The organism is Pseudomonas sp. EggHat1 (assembly GCF_014892995.1).
GTDB classification, from domain to species: Bacteria; Pseudomonadota; Gammaproteobacteria; order Pseudomonadales; family Pseudomonadaceae; genus Aquipseudomonas; species Aquipseudomonas chaetocerotis.
The window spans coordinates 335,467-351,294 of sequence record NZ_JACKQK010000002.1 but is presented as its reverse complement, the minus strand read 5'-3'; the positions used below and the strand labels follow the sequence as shown (position 1 = coordinate 351,294).

Here is a 15,828-nt window from a genome sequence, read left to right as displayed (position 1 = left end):
GACATCACAGAACCACAGCAAGCAGTCTAGTCAGGTTTTGAATGAGTGGCCTTTTGCCAGAAGGGACACGACGGGCGGTCACGAACATGGCCGTAAACGCCTTCTGACACCTCGGCGAAAACGTCCACAGAGGTGAATGTCAGCGATATAAAAAAGCCTCCCAGAGGGAGGCTCTCATTACAACGTGGCGAGCTTTTAAAGCGGACGCAGGTTGATCTCGACACGACGGTTCTGCGCACGACCAGCATCGGTGGCGTTGCTGGCAATCGGCTGGCTCGGGCCGGCACCGTATGCAGAGATGCGCTGACCCGGCACACCATTGGCGCTCAGGTAGTTGGCCACGCTCTGAGCGCGACGCTGCGACAGGCTCTGATTAAGCGCCTGCGAACCGGTGCTGTCGGTGTGGCCGACGATGTTCACACCGTTCTTGTTGAACTCCTTGAACACCAGCACCAGCGAATTGAGGGTTGGGTAGAAGCTGCTGGAGATATCCGCCGAGTTGCTGGCGAAGGTGATATTGCCCGGCATGATCAGTTTCAGATCATCGCCGTTGCGTTGCACCTGCACGCCAGTGCCCTGCAGGGTCTGCCGCAGCTTGGCCTCCTGGGTATCGACGTAATAGCCGTAACCGCCACCGGCGGCACCACCGACAGCCGCACCGATCAGCGCGCCCTTGGCGCGATCCTTCTTGCTCGAAGTCGCAGCACCGATCACCGCACCAGTCGCTGCGCCGATCCCCCCATAGATACCGGCTTTGCCGGCCTGGCTTTCGCCGGTGTAAGGGTTGGTGGTACAGCCGGCCAGCAAGGCCATGAGCGCAGTTGCTGCGATCAGATTACGCCTGGTCTTCATAAATTTTCCTTAGGATTTCTTCTGGTATCGGGCAGACATGCCGCAGACTTCGAGCCGCCAAGGCGCGGTGAAGTTCCGCCCAAGCTTATCAACCTGTGGATATCAGAACTGCGACGCAAAGCAGATCAGCCCGATACGTACCTTACTGCACGCCTGGCAGCGGTCGCAGTGTCACTTCGACACGGCGATTCTGCGCACGCCCTTCGACGGTAGCGTTACTGGCCACTGGCTGATCCGGCCCCATACCACGAGTACTCATGCGGCTGGGGTCGACCCCTTGCGCCAGCAGATAATCGGCCACGCTTTGCGCACGACGCTGCGACAGCCCCATGTTGTGGCTATGCGAGCCGGTGCTGTCGGTATGCCCGACCACCTCGATACTGTTCTGGTTGTACTGGCGGAAGGAATTGGCCAGGTTGTTCAGCGGCTGATAGAAGCTGCTGGCGATCTGCGCCGAGTCGGTGGCAAAGGTGATATTGCCCGGCATGATCAACTGAATCACATCGCCCTGGCGCTGCACCTCGACGCCTGTGCCCTGCATGCTGCGACGCAGTTCTTCTTCCTGCTTGTCGGCGTAATAGCCGTAACCCGCCGCTGCGGCACCGGCCACCGCAGCACCGATCAAGGCGCCCTTGCCGCGATTGTCATGGTTGATCAGCGCACCGGCAGCCGCACCGGCCAACGCACCGATACCACCGTAGGTGGCGGTACGGTTGGAGCTCGGCGCGCTCTGGTCATAAGGGTTCTGCGAGGCGCAGCCGCTGATTAGCAGCGCGGACGAGCAAAGGGCAATCAAAGAAAGGCGGAACATGAAGGAATCTCCATGAACGGTGGATGATGGCTCTTTGAGTTCCAGCGCGGCCATTAGTGCCCTGTCACGCGCGAATAAAGGGGTTCTCACGCATTTCATCACCGAGGCGGGTATCCGGGCCATGGCCGGTGACCACGGTGGCGTCCTCATCGAGGCGGTACAGGCGCTGCTTGATCGAACGCTCGATAGTGGCGTAATCACCGCCCCAGAGGTCGGTACGGCCGATGCCGCGACGGAACAGCGTGTCACCAGCGATCAGCAGCTTGGCATCCTCGAACCAGAAACTCATCGAACCCGGCGTGTGCCCGGGTGTATGCAGCGCCACACCGCAGCCGCAGGCCAGCTCCTCGTCATCGGCCAGCCAGCGATCCGGCGCCGGCACGGGCGTGTAAGGCACGCCGAACATGCTGCACTGCATCTCCAGATTGTCCCAGAGGAACTGATCTTCCTTGTGCAGGTGCAGCGTGGCACCGGTCTTCTCCTTCATCTGCCCCGAGGCAAGAAAGTGATCGAGGTGCGCATGGGTGTGGATGATACTCACCACCTTGAGGCCATGAGCCTCCAGACGCGCCATGATCAGATCGGGATTGCCACCCGGATCGACCACGATGGCCTTCTTCGTAATCGGGTCGCCGATGATGGTGCAGTTGCACTGCAAAGGGCCGACGGGGAAGGTTTCGCGAATCAGGGCAGGACGTTCAGCAGAGCTCATCAGGGAACCTCGTTTCTGTAATCGCCGGGCAGTTTACCGGTCCATTTGCGGAATGCACGGCGGAAGTTGGACGGGTCGCTGAAACCCAGCAACTGGGCAATTTCATACAGCGGCAAATGCGTGGTGGTCAGGTACTGCAGGGCCAGGCGCTTGCGCACGTCGTCGAGCACCTGCTGATAGCTGGTGCCCAGCTGTGCCAGGTGCCGGCGCAGGCTGCGGCCGCTGGTATGCAGGGCACCAGCGGCGCTTTCCAGGTCGGGAAAGTCGCCTGGACGCGCCAGTAACAATCGGCGCACCCGCGTGAGCAGGCCATCCTGCACATCGAGGCTGGCCAGCAGCGCTTCGCACTGCTGCTCGCACATCTGCACCGTGGCCGGGTTGGCCAGCGCCATGGGCCGTTGCAGGTAGTGGCGAGGCAAGCGCAGCCAGTGCCAGGGCTGTTCGAACTGCGCGGCAACACCGAATACCTCGGCATAGCGCTCAGCATAGTCCGGCGTGGGATACGCGAAACCAACGGCCAAGCCCCGCAACTCTTCCCCCACAAGAAAGCGCGCAATGGTATGGATGCTGGTCAACAGGCCCTCGGCGGCGAAGCGCGATTGCGGCCCCATGGGAAAGGACTCGAGCGCACGCAACTGCATATCCTCCTCTTGCTCCACCAGTTCCAGCTCGAATGCCAGGCCGAGCACCCGGTAGTACTTCAGGGCGAACTGCAGCGCCTTGCCCAGGTTGGCACTGGACAGCACTGCGTAACCGAGTATGCCGTGGGTCGAGACGTTCAGGCGCTGGCCCAATACCAGACCAAGCGCCGGTTCGCCGCAACGCTCCAAGGCGGTCTGCGTCAGCAGATGAAAGTCGAGAAAGGACAGTCGACCATTAGGACTGCCAAGCACTTCAGGGCGGACCCGTGCGGCAGCAAACAGCTCGGCACGCGCCAGGCCGAACTCTTCCGCCAGCGCCAGCAATGCCTCGGCGTAGGCCACGGGAACCAGTTCGGCGGTGAGGTTGAGGGTTTGCTTCATGAGTTCGTTGTTCTGGTGACTGGCCGCAAATGACCTTCTTGATTGCGAACCTTAGCTCAGCGAATCCATGCTCGTTGCCCTGCTGCTGCCCCAACTTTCTACTGGAATAACGCACTGGCCGGATATGACTGTCACCTTGGCTGTTACGAACCTGTGCCCAGCGGCGCATGACGACCATAGTGGGAACCCGTCAAACAGCACGATGGAGTTCTCATGGCCAGCACTACACCGGAAGGATTGCAGATTCGTCCAAGACACATGGATTTCGATCTGCCCAACCCGCTGCCGCGCCACTGGAACGGCGGCGATGCCTTCAAGACCCATTTGTTCGATGCCATGTCGGTGTTGTTTCCCGACGGCGAGCGTTTCTTCATCGACTCAGTGCGCCAGTTCCGCGACCGCATCGACGACCCGGTACTCGATGAACAGATTCGCGGCTTCATCGGCCAGGAAGGCCATCACAGTCGTGAACATCTGGAGTACAGCCAGCGCCTGCGCGACCTGGGCTACAACGTCGAACGCATCGAGAAACGCGCCCGGACGCGCATCCGCTACACCCAGAAGAAGTTCTCGCCACAACGCCAGCTGGCTGCAACCGCAGCGCTGGAGCACATCACCGCGATCATGGCCGATGGTTTGCTGAGAAATGACGCGTACATGGCAGATGCTCATCCGGCCTTGGCTCGTCTGTGGCGTTGGCACGCGCTCGAGGAGACCGAGCACAAGGCGGTGGCTTTCGACGTCTACAACCAAGTGTGCGGCAGCCGCAAACTGCTGCGCCGGGCAATGCTCATGGGCACTTTCTTCTTCGTGCTCGATACCACCCGTGGCCTGGCACACATGCTCAAAGTGGACGGCCTGCTGTGGAACTGGCGCGTCTGGCGTGACGGCATCCGCTGGATGTGGGGCAAGGAAGGCGTGTTCCGCCCGCTGATCAGCGCTTATCTGGACTTCTTCAAGGACGGCTTCCATCCCTGGGAACACAACAACCTGGATCTGCTGCACGCCACCCGCGAGGAGTTTGACGGTGCCCCGCTGATTCAGGCCGGAGCCGCCTGAAACGCAGCACCTGCCACGCAACACAAATGAGCCCGGAATCTGCCCGGGCTTTTTCGTGGCCCGGATTTTCTCTGGTTTTTTTCCAGGGCCCACTCAACCCAGCAGAAATCTCATTGCATCGGCCGCGCTCTGCTCGGGAATTTCTTCCATGGGGATATGCCCGACACCCTGATAGACCCTGACCTGAACACCCGGTAGATCGCGCTGCCAATGCAGCACATGTTTGGGTGAGATCCAGCGATCGCGATCGCCCCACATGAGCAGGGTTGGCGCCTTGATCAGCGCGACCCGCTCTGGCGTCGTGTGCAGCTCTTTCTTGTTGACCTTCAGCAGCACGCGGAAGATATCCATCATGCCGCGACGATTACCGGGCCGTCGCGACAAGTCGTAGTAGCGCTCGACCACACCTGGTTTGATTCGCCCTGGCTCACCGTAGACCTCCTTTATACCCCGGGCGATCAAGACGCGAGGCATCCACATCGGCATGGCAACAGTAGCACCGGGCAGCGCGGCCGCAGCGATCATCCACGGCACCTTGTGCATGGGATAGCCGGCCGGGTCGATCAGCACCAGCTTGCCGACGCGCTGTGGCTGCGCAAGGGCGAAGTTCCAGGCGATATAGCCGCCAAGGGAGTTACCGGCGATATCCGCCTTGCCCACCTGCAGGTAATCGAGCAGTTGACCGAGCACATGCATCATGCGCTCGACCGAATAGACGCCGTCGCGCGCCGGCCCCGTGAGGCCGAACCCCGGAACGTCGAAGCGGATGATGCGGTAATGCGGGGCGAAGGCCTGCACCCACCCGTCCCAGGTGTGCAGCGAAGCGACGACGCCGTGGATCAGTATCAACGCCGGTTTGTCACGACTCCCTTCGTCACGGTAATGGACATCGAAGCCGTCGATCTCGACATAGCGAGAACCTTGAGTCGCGTTGCCATAACGCGATTTCAATCGCTCCAACGGCAAAGAACCGAACCCGAGACGTGAGAAGCCGGCAGCCAACGGCGTTTGCAGAGACAGTCTATTGGCAGACATGCGCGATACCTTGATTCTTGCAATAGGTATCCGTGATCAGAGCATGAGTGGGCGCCAAACACCGCCCAACCTAGGTTGAGCCAAGCACCGTCTTGATCGGCGGCTGCAATGCCCAGATCAGCGCAGCAGACCGAGGCCCTTGGCCCGTGCTACCGCCTGAGTGCGCCGCTCGACGCCGAGCTTGCTGTTGATGTGACGGGCGTGGGTCTTGACCGTGTGCAGGGAGATGAACAGACGCTCGCTGATCTCCTGATTGGAACAGCCACGCGCGATCAACTGCAGCACGGCCAACTCGCGACCACTGAGTTTTTCCGCGAGACCACCCGCCTCTGCGACCTCCTCCTCGTCCGCATCCCGACTGCCCGGCAACTGGGCGAGCAGCGCGTCGCGCAGCGGACAGTTCGAGCGCAGTTGCAGACGCTCGCGCAGCCACTGCGGCTGATGCTGCAGCAGTTCGATGAAAGGCAGCAGCGCACCACCCTGAGCGAGATCCAGACAACCATCGAGCTGCTGCTGCGCCTCCCGCTCTCGCCCGGTCTGCCTCAGTAACTGGGCGAGCTGCGCCTGTGCCGCCAGGGCGACCAACTGACCACCCAGCCCCTGTGCACGCTGTTGCAACGCACGCAGACGGCGCTCTGCATGCCCCAGCTCGCCCTGCAAGCGCTCCAGAGCCGCCTGCTGCAGATCGATATGCAACGCCAGCTGCGGGTGAAACTCCGGCGCCAGTGCCCGCCCCTGCTCACCATAGGTCTCCGCCAACTGAGGCAACCAGGCAGCAGCCAACTCGACCTGTCCTTGCCGCAGCCACAGCTCGCACTTGATCAGCGTGATCATCGCCAGATAGTAGATCGCCGGCACATCCCAGACATGCATCAAGCGTTCGACCTCACCCAGCAGGGCAAACGCCTCGGCTGGCCGTCCATCACGCCCTTCAAGGCTGGCCAGCACGCAATAGCCGATCAACGCACCGACGTCGCGGCAAGCCCTGGCTTCGGCAATCCCCACCCGTAAGCGCTCCACGGCCTGAGGCTGCAGACGCAGACTGAGCAGATAGCCCTCATAAATCGTCAAGCGCGCCCGCACCGAGTAACTACGCTGTGCCGGCAGACGCTGCACCAGCAGCAATCCCTGATGCACCTCCTCCTGCGCGCGCAGCACCTCACCACGGGCCTGCAGCACGCGGGCGCGCTCGTAATGGGCAAGCGCCTCGAGCAGAGGGTTGTCGATACGCTGCGCCAGCTCCAGGGCGTCGCGGTTCAGCCCACGCGCACGCCACAGATCGCCACGCACCATGGCCAGGTTGGACAATGCCGACAGGCACATGAAGTGCGGACCGTAACGCTCCGCCGGTAAACCGGCCAAGGCCTCGCTGCATTGCTGTTCGGCGCGCGCTCCATCGCCACGGCCACGGGAGATGACCCCATCGAGTGCCTGCCATTGCGCCAGTAGACTGCGCTGGGCGGCAGGCTCGGCAGCCGGCAGGAAGCGTGCGAGCTGATCAAGCAGTTCCTGGGCGGCATCCAGCTGGCAAGCCAATGCCAGTGCCCAGCCATAGAGCATGATCAGTCGTGGCGTGCTGGCCAGCAGATCGTCCGGCAGATTGGTTTTCCAGCGCAGCAGCATGGCGATGTTCTGCTCCGCCAGCATCTGCTCCTCGGACAGGTTCTGCACCAGGCTGGCGGCCACGTCGGCCTGCCCCGCCAGCAGCGCCTGCTCGATGGCGGCATCCAGCATGCCTTGCGCAGCGAACCAGCGACAGGCACGCAGGTGGGCGCTAACGTGCGAACGACTCAATCCGTCGGCAGAGCGCGCATTGAGCAAGTCGGAGAACAGGTGGTGATAGCGAAACCAGTGCCCCTGCTCATCAAGCGGCACCAGAAACACCTGATTGGCCTGCAGATGACGGATGATTGCGGCGCTGTCATGGCTGTCACGAACCGCATCGCACAGCTCAGCGCAGAAGCGCTCCATGCAGGCGGTGTCATAAAGGAACTGTTGCACCTCGGCGGGCTGCCGTTCGATGACTTCCTCGAGCAGGTATTCACGGATCAGCCCTTCACCACCGTGCAGTTGAAGCACCTCGCCAGCTTCCGCCAGTTCCTCGACAGCCAACAGCCAGAGGCGTAAACCAGCGATCCATCCCTCGCTGCGCTGCAGAATCCCGGTGACCTGCTCCTTCTCGAGGCGCGCGCCCTGACTTGCCAACAGCGCGTCCAGCTCGGCAGCCGTCAGACGCAGATCCTGCTCGTTGAGCTCCAGCAACTGTCGCGACAGACGCAGGCGCGCCAGGTGCCAGTCAGGTCGCTGACGACTGGTGACCAACAGCAGCACACCAGGTGGTAAATGGTTGAGGAAGAATTGCAGACAACGATCCAGCACCGGCCCCTGCGCCAGATGGTAGTCGTCCAGCACCAGCAACAGTGGTTGACCATCATCGAGTTGCTGGGTCAGCTCATCGAGTAAACCGTCAAGCCACTGCTCGAATGCGAAGGGTTGATGGCGCTGGCGCATCTTCAGCAGCCCGAGCGCTTCCTCGCCGAGGCCAGGGTAGAACTGCTGCAGCCCATTCAGGAGACGCTCGAGGAATCGCCCCGGATCATGATCGCGCTCGCTCAGCCCGAGCCAGAGGCTGTGCCAGTGATCGGGTAGTCGTTCGCAGAACTCGATGGCCAGCGAGCTTTTGCCAAAACCTGCTGGCGCACTGACCAGCAGCAATCGCCCTTGCAGGCCCTCCTCAAGGCGCTCACACAGCCTGGGCCGCGGCATATGCCCTGCCGGCAGTGGCGGACGATAGAAACGCGCTTCAACCGGTGTGGCCGGCGTGTAGGGAAAACCTGGCGAGCGGGAGAAATCTGTCATCGGCCTATTCTTGGAAGTCTTCTAGGTGCATCGGCGGGCTCGATCTGAACCCAGCCTAGCGACTTGCAATGGCCATTTGAAGCGCGCGCTACAGTCCGTAACGAAAAAGCCGGCACAAGGCCGGCTTCGTCGTGTTGCCTGAGGCAGGTTTTAGCGAACGCCAGCCTGACGCAGAGCAGCCGGGGTGTAGTCGCTGCCAGCGGCCTTGTAGTTGAAGTCGTAGGCTTGTTTCTCCTCGTTCTTCATACCCAGGGCCAGGTAGCGACCGGACAGCAGGTCGTACAGGGTTTCTACGGTGTACCACGGCACTTGCTTGTCGTAGTAGTACTGGGCATGCGCCTCAGCTACACGCCACAGGGTGCCACGGCCGTCGTAGTGGTCGATCAGAGCGGCTTGCCAGGTGTCCTCGTCGATGTAGAAGTCACGCTTGGCGTAGATGTGACGCTCGCCCGACTTCAGGGTCGCGGTCACGTGCCATACGCGGTGCAGCTCGTAACGAGTCAGGTCCTGGTTGATGTGGCCAGCCTTGATGATGTCGGCATACTTCAGACTCGGCGAGTCCAGCTTGTAGGCGTTGTAGGGGATGTAGATCTCCTTCTTGCCGACCAGCTGCCAGTCGTAGCGATCCGGCGCACCGTTGTACATGTCGAAGTTGTCGGAAGTACGCAGACCGTCAGCGGCGGTACCCGGACCGTCGTAGGACACCTGCGGAGCACGGCGCACGCGACGCTGACCGGCGTTGTACAGCCACGCCAGACGCGGCTCCTTCACCTGGTTGAGGGTTTCGTGCACCAGCAGTACGTTACCGGCCAGACGCGACGGAGCCGTCACACGCTGCTTGAAGTAGAACAGTACGTTGCTTTCCTTGCTCGCATCGAAGTCGGTCAGCGCATCACGGAAGGTGAACTCGTCCTGGAAGTAAACCAGCGAGTAGGAACCGTTCGCCTGCGGCGTCGCCTGGGTCACCAGACGACGCACGCTGCCACCGCGGTAGCGGGTGATGTGGTTCCAGATCGCTTCCAGACCGTTCTGCGGGATCGGGAAGGGGTTGGCGGTCTGGAAGTTCTCCAGGCCGTTGCCACCTTCCACCATCTTGGTGTTCACCGCATTCTGCTTGGTCGCCTCCAGCACCGAAGCCGGCAGGCTGGCCGAACGGTGCGTCGGGAAAACCGGCATCTTGTAGCTTTCCGGGTAGCGCTTGAACATCGCCAACTGGCCGGGGGTCAGCTTGTCCTTGTACTGGTCGACGTTCTGCGCGGTGATGGTGAACAGCGGCTGCTCGTTGGCAAACGGATCGGCCAAAAAGCCTCGCGGATCGACCGCACCGGCGTTGGCCGGCAAACCGCCGGTCCAGGCCGGGATCGAACCATCGGCATTACCTGCCATCTCGGCACCGACTGGAGTCAGGGTGTTGCCCAGCTTCGCCGCATCGTCGGGCGACACTGCCGCCATCACGCTGGTCGCCAGCAGAGACAGGGTCAGGACACCGCTTTGCCACAGTTTTTTTGTTGTTTTCATTTGCATCATGATTCCTCGAAATTCCTGGCCGCTTAGAAGTTCATACCGAAGCTGAGCGCGACGAAATCGCGGTCAACCGAGGTGTTGTACTTGCCGCCGAAGAAGCTGGTGTACGACAGGTCGGCCGTGTAAGTGTTCTGGTACTCGGCGTTGAGACCCAGACTGACCGCTTTGGCGCCTTCGGTGAACAGTCCATTGGGGCCATAACCCTCTACGTCATGAGACCAGGCGACGCTGGGGTTCAGGTTGACGCCGGCGATGGCGTTCGGGTAGTTCCAAATGGCCCGGGCGCGGTAGCCCCAGGAAGTACTGGTGACAAAACCATCGTCCTCGCAGTACTTGCTGACATTCTTGGCATTAGGATTGTTACCCAAAGTGCCTACGTTCAACCCTGTACAGGCAGGAAACACACCAACCCCCGTAACGGCATAGTTTCCTTCAAGCGGCCCCGGCCCATAAATCGGATCACGGCCATAGCGCAACTTGTCGGAACTCTCCAAACCACCGACATGAGCAACCGCCAACTCCCCTACCAGCGTCAGGCGAGAGGCACCCATTACCTGATCAAAGAAGTGCGTGAAGGTCGTTTGGAACTGTGTGATCTCCTTACGGTTGTATCCGTTGGCCGTTGCACCAAAGCCGGAGTCGATCAACGACACGTTACCTACACCAGCCCCGGCGTAGATACCGCCCGTCAATGGCATACTGGTAAGCGGCTTTAGACCGGCATACAGAATGTCAGTGGAGTTGAGTTGCAGGGGTGCGTTCGGGCGGTAGCTAAGTTCACCGCTCCAAGCTGTGCCGGTGGGCAAGGTGGTCGAGAAGCTGATCCCGTAGAGGCGAATATCTTCAGGGTACTCGAGGAAGTAATTACCTCCGCCCGCAGCTAGGAGAGGAGCAAGAGAAGCACGGTTGGCAGGATCGGCCGCGACAAAGTTGTCAATAGCGGTGTAAGCAGCCTGGCTACCAGCCTGGGCACTGAAGATGGGCGCTCGGCTGTGGTAATTCATCGCATAGAAACCGAACTCAGTATCCAGCGGTTCAAAGAGATAACGGAAGGCAACGCCCCACTGCCCACTGTCGCGTGCATCCCGATCTGCACCACGGTTGACCAAGACCCCTTCGTTATTGATATCAACACCAAAGAGACCAGCTGCGCCTAGCGCAGCTGGCGGAAGAGAGGAGCGGGAACGCAGTACGCGGAGGTTATCATCGCAGCCATCCGCAACGATATCCGGTTGAGCGAAGAAGGTGCCGCAGTTATCGACAACAGTTTGATCCCACTCAAGCTGATAGAACGCCTCCATGGAGAGATTGTCGGTCAGACTCTGTGACACATAGAACATGTTGACCGGGATCAGACCTTCCTTGATTTCCGCCCCTGGGCGACGGAACGCGGCCACATCAATAGGGTTGATGGAGTTGATGCTGTTGCCAATGAAGGTGCTTTCCCCCCAGTTCACTACCTGCTTACCCAGGCGAACGGAGCCAGGCTGATTGCCAATCGCGTAATTGTGGTAGATGAAGGCGTCGAGGATTTCGCCGCCCGAGGACTGAGCACCTTCCTTGCGATTGCTGTCACTGATGTCCTTGAAGGGACGGCTTTCATCCTTTAGTTCAAAGTCATACCAGTACTTGCCACGAACGAAGACACCGGTATCGCCATAACGCAACTCAAGATCGTGCACACCTTTGAAAATCTTCGAGAAGGTCTCGCCGCGTTTGAAGTTGAGCTTGGAATCATCGGAAGTTTGCGAGAGACCACGACCGCCGTTGTTGAAGCCTATCAGGTCTTTATCCGCGCTTTCAGTCGACCAGCTGGCGCCAACCGACAGCGACGAGTCGAACTGCCCTTCGATCTCGCCGATATTGAAAGTGACGCCGAATGCCGGAGCGGCAAGGGTGGAAGCGAGGCTGACGGCCAGCGGCAGTTTTGCCAGGCGCCAGTAGGGTTTTGTTTTTGTTGTCATCGACGCTACTCCATGTGTTTTTTGTTATGGATGCTTGGACTATAGCCAGCAGGTGGTACTGCTTGATCCCTCGAAAGTGTGATTTGCAGCCCCCAGGCACTCTGGCTCGCAGGTTTCAGGCCCTGCCCCTAGCCAAGCATGGACGTGAAACAGCAATTAGCAAGCCAAACGCTTGTTTGACTGAGCGGTCACTTTCACCGCCCAGCCAGTTCGCACCTCACAGCGTGGACAGGAACGCGCTGCCAGCCTCCTGCCACTGGGCGATTTCGACGCGAATGCGCTTCTTGTCCAGTTTGCCGACGCTGGTCTTGGGAATTTCAGTAACAAGGGCGATCTGCGTGGGAATCGCCCATTTGTTGATGTGACCTTGCTCGACGAAAGGCTTGAGATGTTCCTTCAAGCCTTTGGCATCCAGCCCTTGTTCTTCACGCAGTACCAGCAGCGCAAACGGGCGCTCGCCCCACTGCGGATCGGGCACGCCCACCACCGCCACCTCACGCACCGCCGAGTGACGGCTGATCAGGTCCTCCAGCTCCAGCGAGGAAATCCATTCCCCCCCGGTCTTGATCACATCCTTGATTCGGTCGCGGATTTCGATGAAACCCATGCCGTCGATGGTCGCCACATCGCCGGTGTGCAGCCAACCGTGTGCCCAGAGTTCCTCGCCCTTCTCGGGTTCACGGAAATAGCCCTGGGTCAGCCAAGGCGCGCGCAGCACCAGCTCGCCCTGGGATTCGCCATCGCTCGGCAATAGTTTGCCGTCCGCATCCATTATCGCGGCCTCCACCAGCGGCACCGGAATACCGGCCTTGATCCGGTAAGTGGTGCGCTCGTCCTCCCCCCCCGCACGCAACTCTTCGTTGAGATAGGCACAGGAGATCAGTGGACAGGTCTCGGACATGCCGTAGGCCGCCGTCAGTTGAATACCGCGCGCCTTGGCCGCCTCGTAAAGAGAGCGATTGAGCGCACTGCCGCCAATGATCATTTTCATTCCACCGAAATCATGGCCCTGAGCCCCCGGCGCGCTCAGCACCATCTGCAGGATGGTCGGGACGCAGTGCGAGAAGTTGACCTTCTCTTCCTTGATCAGACGGCAAAGCATGTCCGGCTCGTAGCGGCCGGGATATACCTGCTTGACCCCAAGCATGGTGGCCACGTACGGCACGCCCCAGGCATGCACGTGGAACATCGGCGTAATCGGCATGTAGACATCGTCGTTGCCCAGCAGGCGAATGCTGTCCAGGCCACCCATGGTGGTCGCCATGGACATGGTGTGCAGCACCAGTTGCCGATGAGTGAAGTACACGCCCTTGGGGTTACCAGTGGTGCCAGTGGTATAGAAGGTCGTAGCCACCGAGTTCTCATCGAAATCGGCGAAGTCGTAGTGCGGGCTGGCTGCGGCCAGCAGGCTCTCGTACTCGCCAACGAGGTTTGGCAGTTCGGCGCTCTTGTCCTCGCCATCGGTCAACAGCAGGGTCTTCTCGACAGTGGTGAGCTGCCCGGCAATGCCGTTGTACAGCGGAACGAACTCACTGTTGACCAGCACGAAGCGGTCTTCGGCGTGGTTCATGGTGTAGAGGATCTGATCCGGCGACAGGCGAATGTTGATGGTGTGCAGCACCGCGCCGAGCATGGGAATCGCGAACATGCATTCGAGATAGCGGTGGCTGTCCCAATCCATGACCGCCACGGTATCGCCGGCCTTGACCCCTGCCTCGCTGAGCACGTTGGCCAGGCGCGCGACACGTTCGTTGAAGGTCGCATAGCTGTAACGCAGCTTGTCGCGATAGACGATTTCGCGGGTCTTCTCGTAACGACTACCGGAGAGCAGCAGGCGCTTGATCAGCAACGGATAGGCGTGGGCGTTGTTGGCGGGAGGGATCAGTCGAGTCTGCAGCATGAAGTCACCTTGAGGCACGCGAGGAATAGGTATGCAGCGACTCTAGAGCGGCTCCTGCATAGCGAAATCAGCCCAAAGAATGATTTGCCACGTGACCCTATGGCCACTTTTGGTCACAGGTTAGAATCCGACCAACACGCCAGTCTAGAAACAGACTTCACCGAGCCACACTTTCGTTCGAGGTAACACCATGTCCGATATCGTCATCGTCAGCGGCGCCCGTACTCCCATGGGCGGTTTTCAGGGCAGCCTGGCCAGCGTACCAGCTGTCGAGCTGGGCGCTGCCGCCATTCGTGAGGCAGTCAAGCGCGCCGGTATCGAGCCAGCCGACGTGCAGGAAGTGATCATGGGCTGCGTATTGCCCGCTGGCCTCAAGCAAGGTCCGGCCCGCCAGGCGTCGCTCAATGCCGGACTGCCCTCTGCCACCGGTTGCACCACCATCAACAAGCTGTGCGGCTCGGGCATGAAGGCGGTGATGATGGCCTTCGACTCGCTGAAGGCCGGCAGCAACCAGGTAATGATCGCCGGCGGCATGGAAAGCATGTCCAACGCGCCCTATGTCTTGGAGAAAGCGCGTACCGGCCTGCGCATGGGTCATGGCGAAATCAAGGACCACATGTTCCTCGACGGCCTGGAAGACGCGCGCACAGGTCGCCTGATGGGCTCCTTCGCCCAGGAAACGGCCGACCAGTACGGCATCACCCGCGAGGAAATGGACGCCTATGCCATCGAGTCGCTGCGCCGCGCGCAGGCGGCGATCAAGGACGGCTCGTTGGATGCCGAGATCGTTCCGGTCACCGTCACCTCGCGCAAGGGCGAAGTGCTGGTCAAGGATGATGAGCAGCCGCTGACGGCCAACCTGGACAAGATTCCTGCGCTCAGACCTGCCTTCAAGAAGGACGGCACCATCACCGCCGCCAACGCCAGCTCGATTTCCGATGGCGCCAGCGCGCTGCTATTGATGACCGCTGATGAAGCCGCCAAGCGCGGTCTCAAGCCGCTGGCCAAGGTGGTTGCCCATGCTACCCAGAGTCAGGACCCGAGCGAGTTCACCCTGGCGCCCATCGGTGCCATGAGCAACCTGCTGAAGAAGACCGGCTGGAACAAGGACGAGATCGATCTGTTCGAGATCAACGAAGCGTTTGCCATGGTGACCATGCTGGCCATGCGCGAGCACGGCCTGGATCACGCCAAGGTCAACGTCTTCGGCGGTGCTTGCGCCCAGGGCCATCCGGTTGGCTCCACCGGCTCGCGGATCATCCTCACCCTGATCAACGCCCTGCAGAAGAAAGGCGGCAAACGCGGCGTCGCCTCGCTGTGTATCGGTGGCGGCGAAGCCACCGCAGTCGCCATCGAACTGCTGTAAACCAGCCCACTACGAAAGAGCCCCGCAACTGCGGGGCTCTCGTTTAGCAGGCGTTGAGGACGACCAGCTAGCGCATCTCGCTCAGCGCCAGCTTCACACCGATCCCCACCAGTACCGCCCCCATCAGTCGATCGAACCAATGCCCCATACGGGCGAAACCGGCGCGCACGCGTGGCTGGCTGAACAGCCAGGCCACCAGGCAGAACCAGAAAGCCGTGGCCAAGGCCAGATAGAGACCATAGCCGGCCTGAACGGCCACCGGGGTATGCGGATTGATCACCACGGTGAACAGCGAAAGAAAGAACAGCGTCGCCTTGGGATTCAGGCCATTGGTGATGAACCCCGTGACGAAGGCGCCACGCCCGCTGCGCTCGCCTGCTGCCAGATTCAGCTCGGCGCTGGCCGGGTCGGCCGGGCGCGCGCGCAGGGCCTTGATGCCGATATACAGCAGATAAGCAGCTGCCAGCCATTTCAGCGCGTTGAACAGGACGATGGACTGCGACACGATCAGGCCGATACCCAGCAACGAATAAGTCACGTGGACCAGAATTCCGGTACCCACACCAAAAGCGGTGAACAACCCAGCGCGTCGACCGTAGCCGACGCTCTCGCGCACGACGATGGCGAAATCCGGTCCCGGGCTGGCCACCGCCAGCAGGTGAATCAGGGCAACGGTGAGAAATTCAGTCCAGTACATGGTGGCTCCGCATCGACGCTGAAGGTC

General features: G+C 60.7%; 12 protein-coding genes. 2 read left to right on the top strand and 10 right to left on the bottom strand.

Going from position 1 to position 15,828, the window contains the following annotated elements:
- Window positions 1-195 precede the first annotated feature (195 nt).
- From INS93_RS05885 to INS93_RS05870, 4 genes are all read right to left on the bottom strand, one after another.
- A complete protein-coding gene (locus tag INS93_RS05885; protein WP_160017256.1) occupies window positions 196-852 on the bottom strand; it encodes an OmpA family protein in 657 nt (218 codons plus the stop codon).
- A gap of 142 nt (window positions 853-994) precedes the next feature.
- Window positions 995-1,663 (bottom strand): OmpA family protein, encoded by a 669-nt coding sequence (locus INS93_RS05880; RefSeq protein ID WP_160017255.1) that lies wholly within the window; start codon window positions 1,661-1,663, stop codon window positions 995-997.
- Between the two features lie 64 nt (window positions 1,664-1,727).
- Entirely contained in the window at window positions 1,728-2,375 is a 648-nt protein-coding gene (locus INS93_RS05875; RefSeq protein WP_192980654.1) for an MBL fold metallo-hydrolase, read from the bottom strand.
- Window positions 2,375-3,397, bottom strand: coding sequence for an AraC family transcriptional regulator (locus INS93_RS05870; RefSeq protein ID WP_192980653.1), 1,023 nt, complete (start codon window positions 3,395-3,397; stop codon window positions 2,375-2,377). The genes INS93_RS05875 and INS93_RS05870 overlap by 1 nt, the downstream gene beginning before the upstream one ends.
- Before the next feature lie 213 nt (window positions 3,398-3,610).
- Between INS93_RS05870 and INS93_RS05865 the strand changes: the two genes are divergently transcribed.
- On the top strand, window positions 3,611-4,456 hold the full coding sequence (locus tag INS93_RS05865; protein ID WP_192980652.1) for a metal-dependent hydrolase: 846 nt from the start codon (window positions 3,611-3,613) through the stop codon (window positions 4,454-4,456).
- Between the two features lie 93 nt (window positions 4,457-4,549).
- Here the strand turns inward: INS93_RS05865 and INS93_RS05860 are convergent, their stop codons facing one another.
- From INS93_RS05860 to INS93_RS05840, 5 genes are all read right to left on the bottom strand, one after another.
- Entirely contained in the window at window positions 4,550-5,491 is a 942-nt protein-coding gene (locus INS93_RS05860) for an alpha/beta fold hydrolase (protein WP_192980651.1), read from the bottom strand.
- Between the two features lie 117 nt (window positions 5,492-5,608).
- Window positions 5,609-8,350 (bottom strand): LuxR C-terminal-related transcriptional regulator, encoded by a 2,742-nt coding sequence (locus INS93_RS05855; RefSeq protein WP_192980650.1) that lies wholly within the window; start codon window positions 8,348-8,350, stop codon window positions 5,609-5,611.
- 150 nt (window positions 8,351-8,500) lie between these two features.
- On the bottom strand, window positions 8,501-9,868 hold the full coding sequence (locus INS93_RS05850) for a DUF1329 domain-containing protein (RefSeq protein ID WP_192980649.1): 1,368 nt from the start codon (window positions 9,866-9,868) through the stop codon (window positions 8,501-8,503).
- 32 nt (window positions 9,869-9,900) lie between these two features.
- Complete coding sequence (locus INS93_RS05845; RefSeq protein WP_192980648.1) at window positions 9,901-11,838, bottom strand: DUF1302 domain-containing protein; 1,938 nt, start codon at window positions 11,836-11,838, stop codon at window positions 9,901-9,903.
- 217 nt (window positions 11,839-12,055) lie between these two features.
- Window positions 12,056-13,738 (bottom strand): fatty acid--CoA ligase, encoded by a 1,683-nt coding sequence (locus tag INS93_RS05840; RefSeq protein WP_192980647.1) that lies wholly within the window; start codon window positions 13,736-13,738, stop codon window positions 12,056-12,058.
- Window positions 13,739-13,928: 190 nt separating this feature from the next.
- On the opposite strand from INS93_RS05840, the gene INS93_RS05835 reads away from it, so the two are divergent.
- Window positions 13,929-15,104: an acetyl-CoA C-acyltransferase gene (locus INS93_RS05835; RefSeq protein ID WP_192980646.1), complete on the top strand. Its 1,176-nt coding sequence runs from the start codon at window positions 13,929-13,931 to the stop codon at window positions 15,102-15,104.
- 67 nt (window positions 15,105-15,171) lie between these two features.
- Here INS93_RS05835 and INS93_RS05830 read toward each other — a convergent pair whose 3' ends face one another.
- Window positions 15,172-15,801, bottom strand: coding sequence for a LysE family translocator (locus tag INS93_RS05830; protein ID WP_192980645.1), 630 nt, complete (start codon window positions 15,799-15,801; stop codon window positions 15,172-15,174).
- Window positions 15,802-15,828 lie beyond the last annotated feature (27 nt).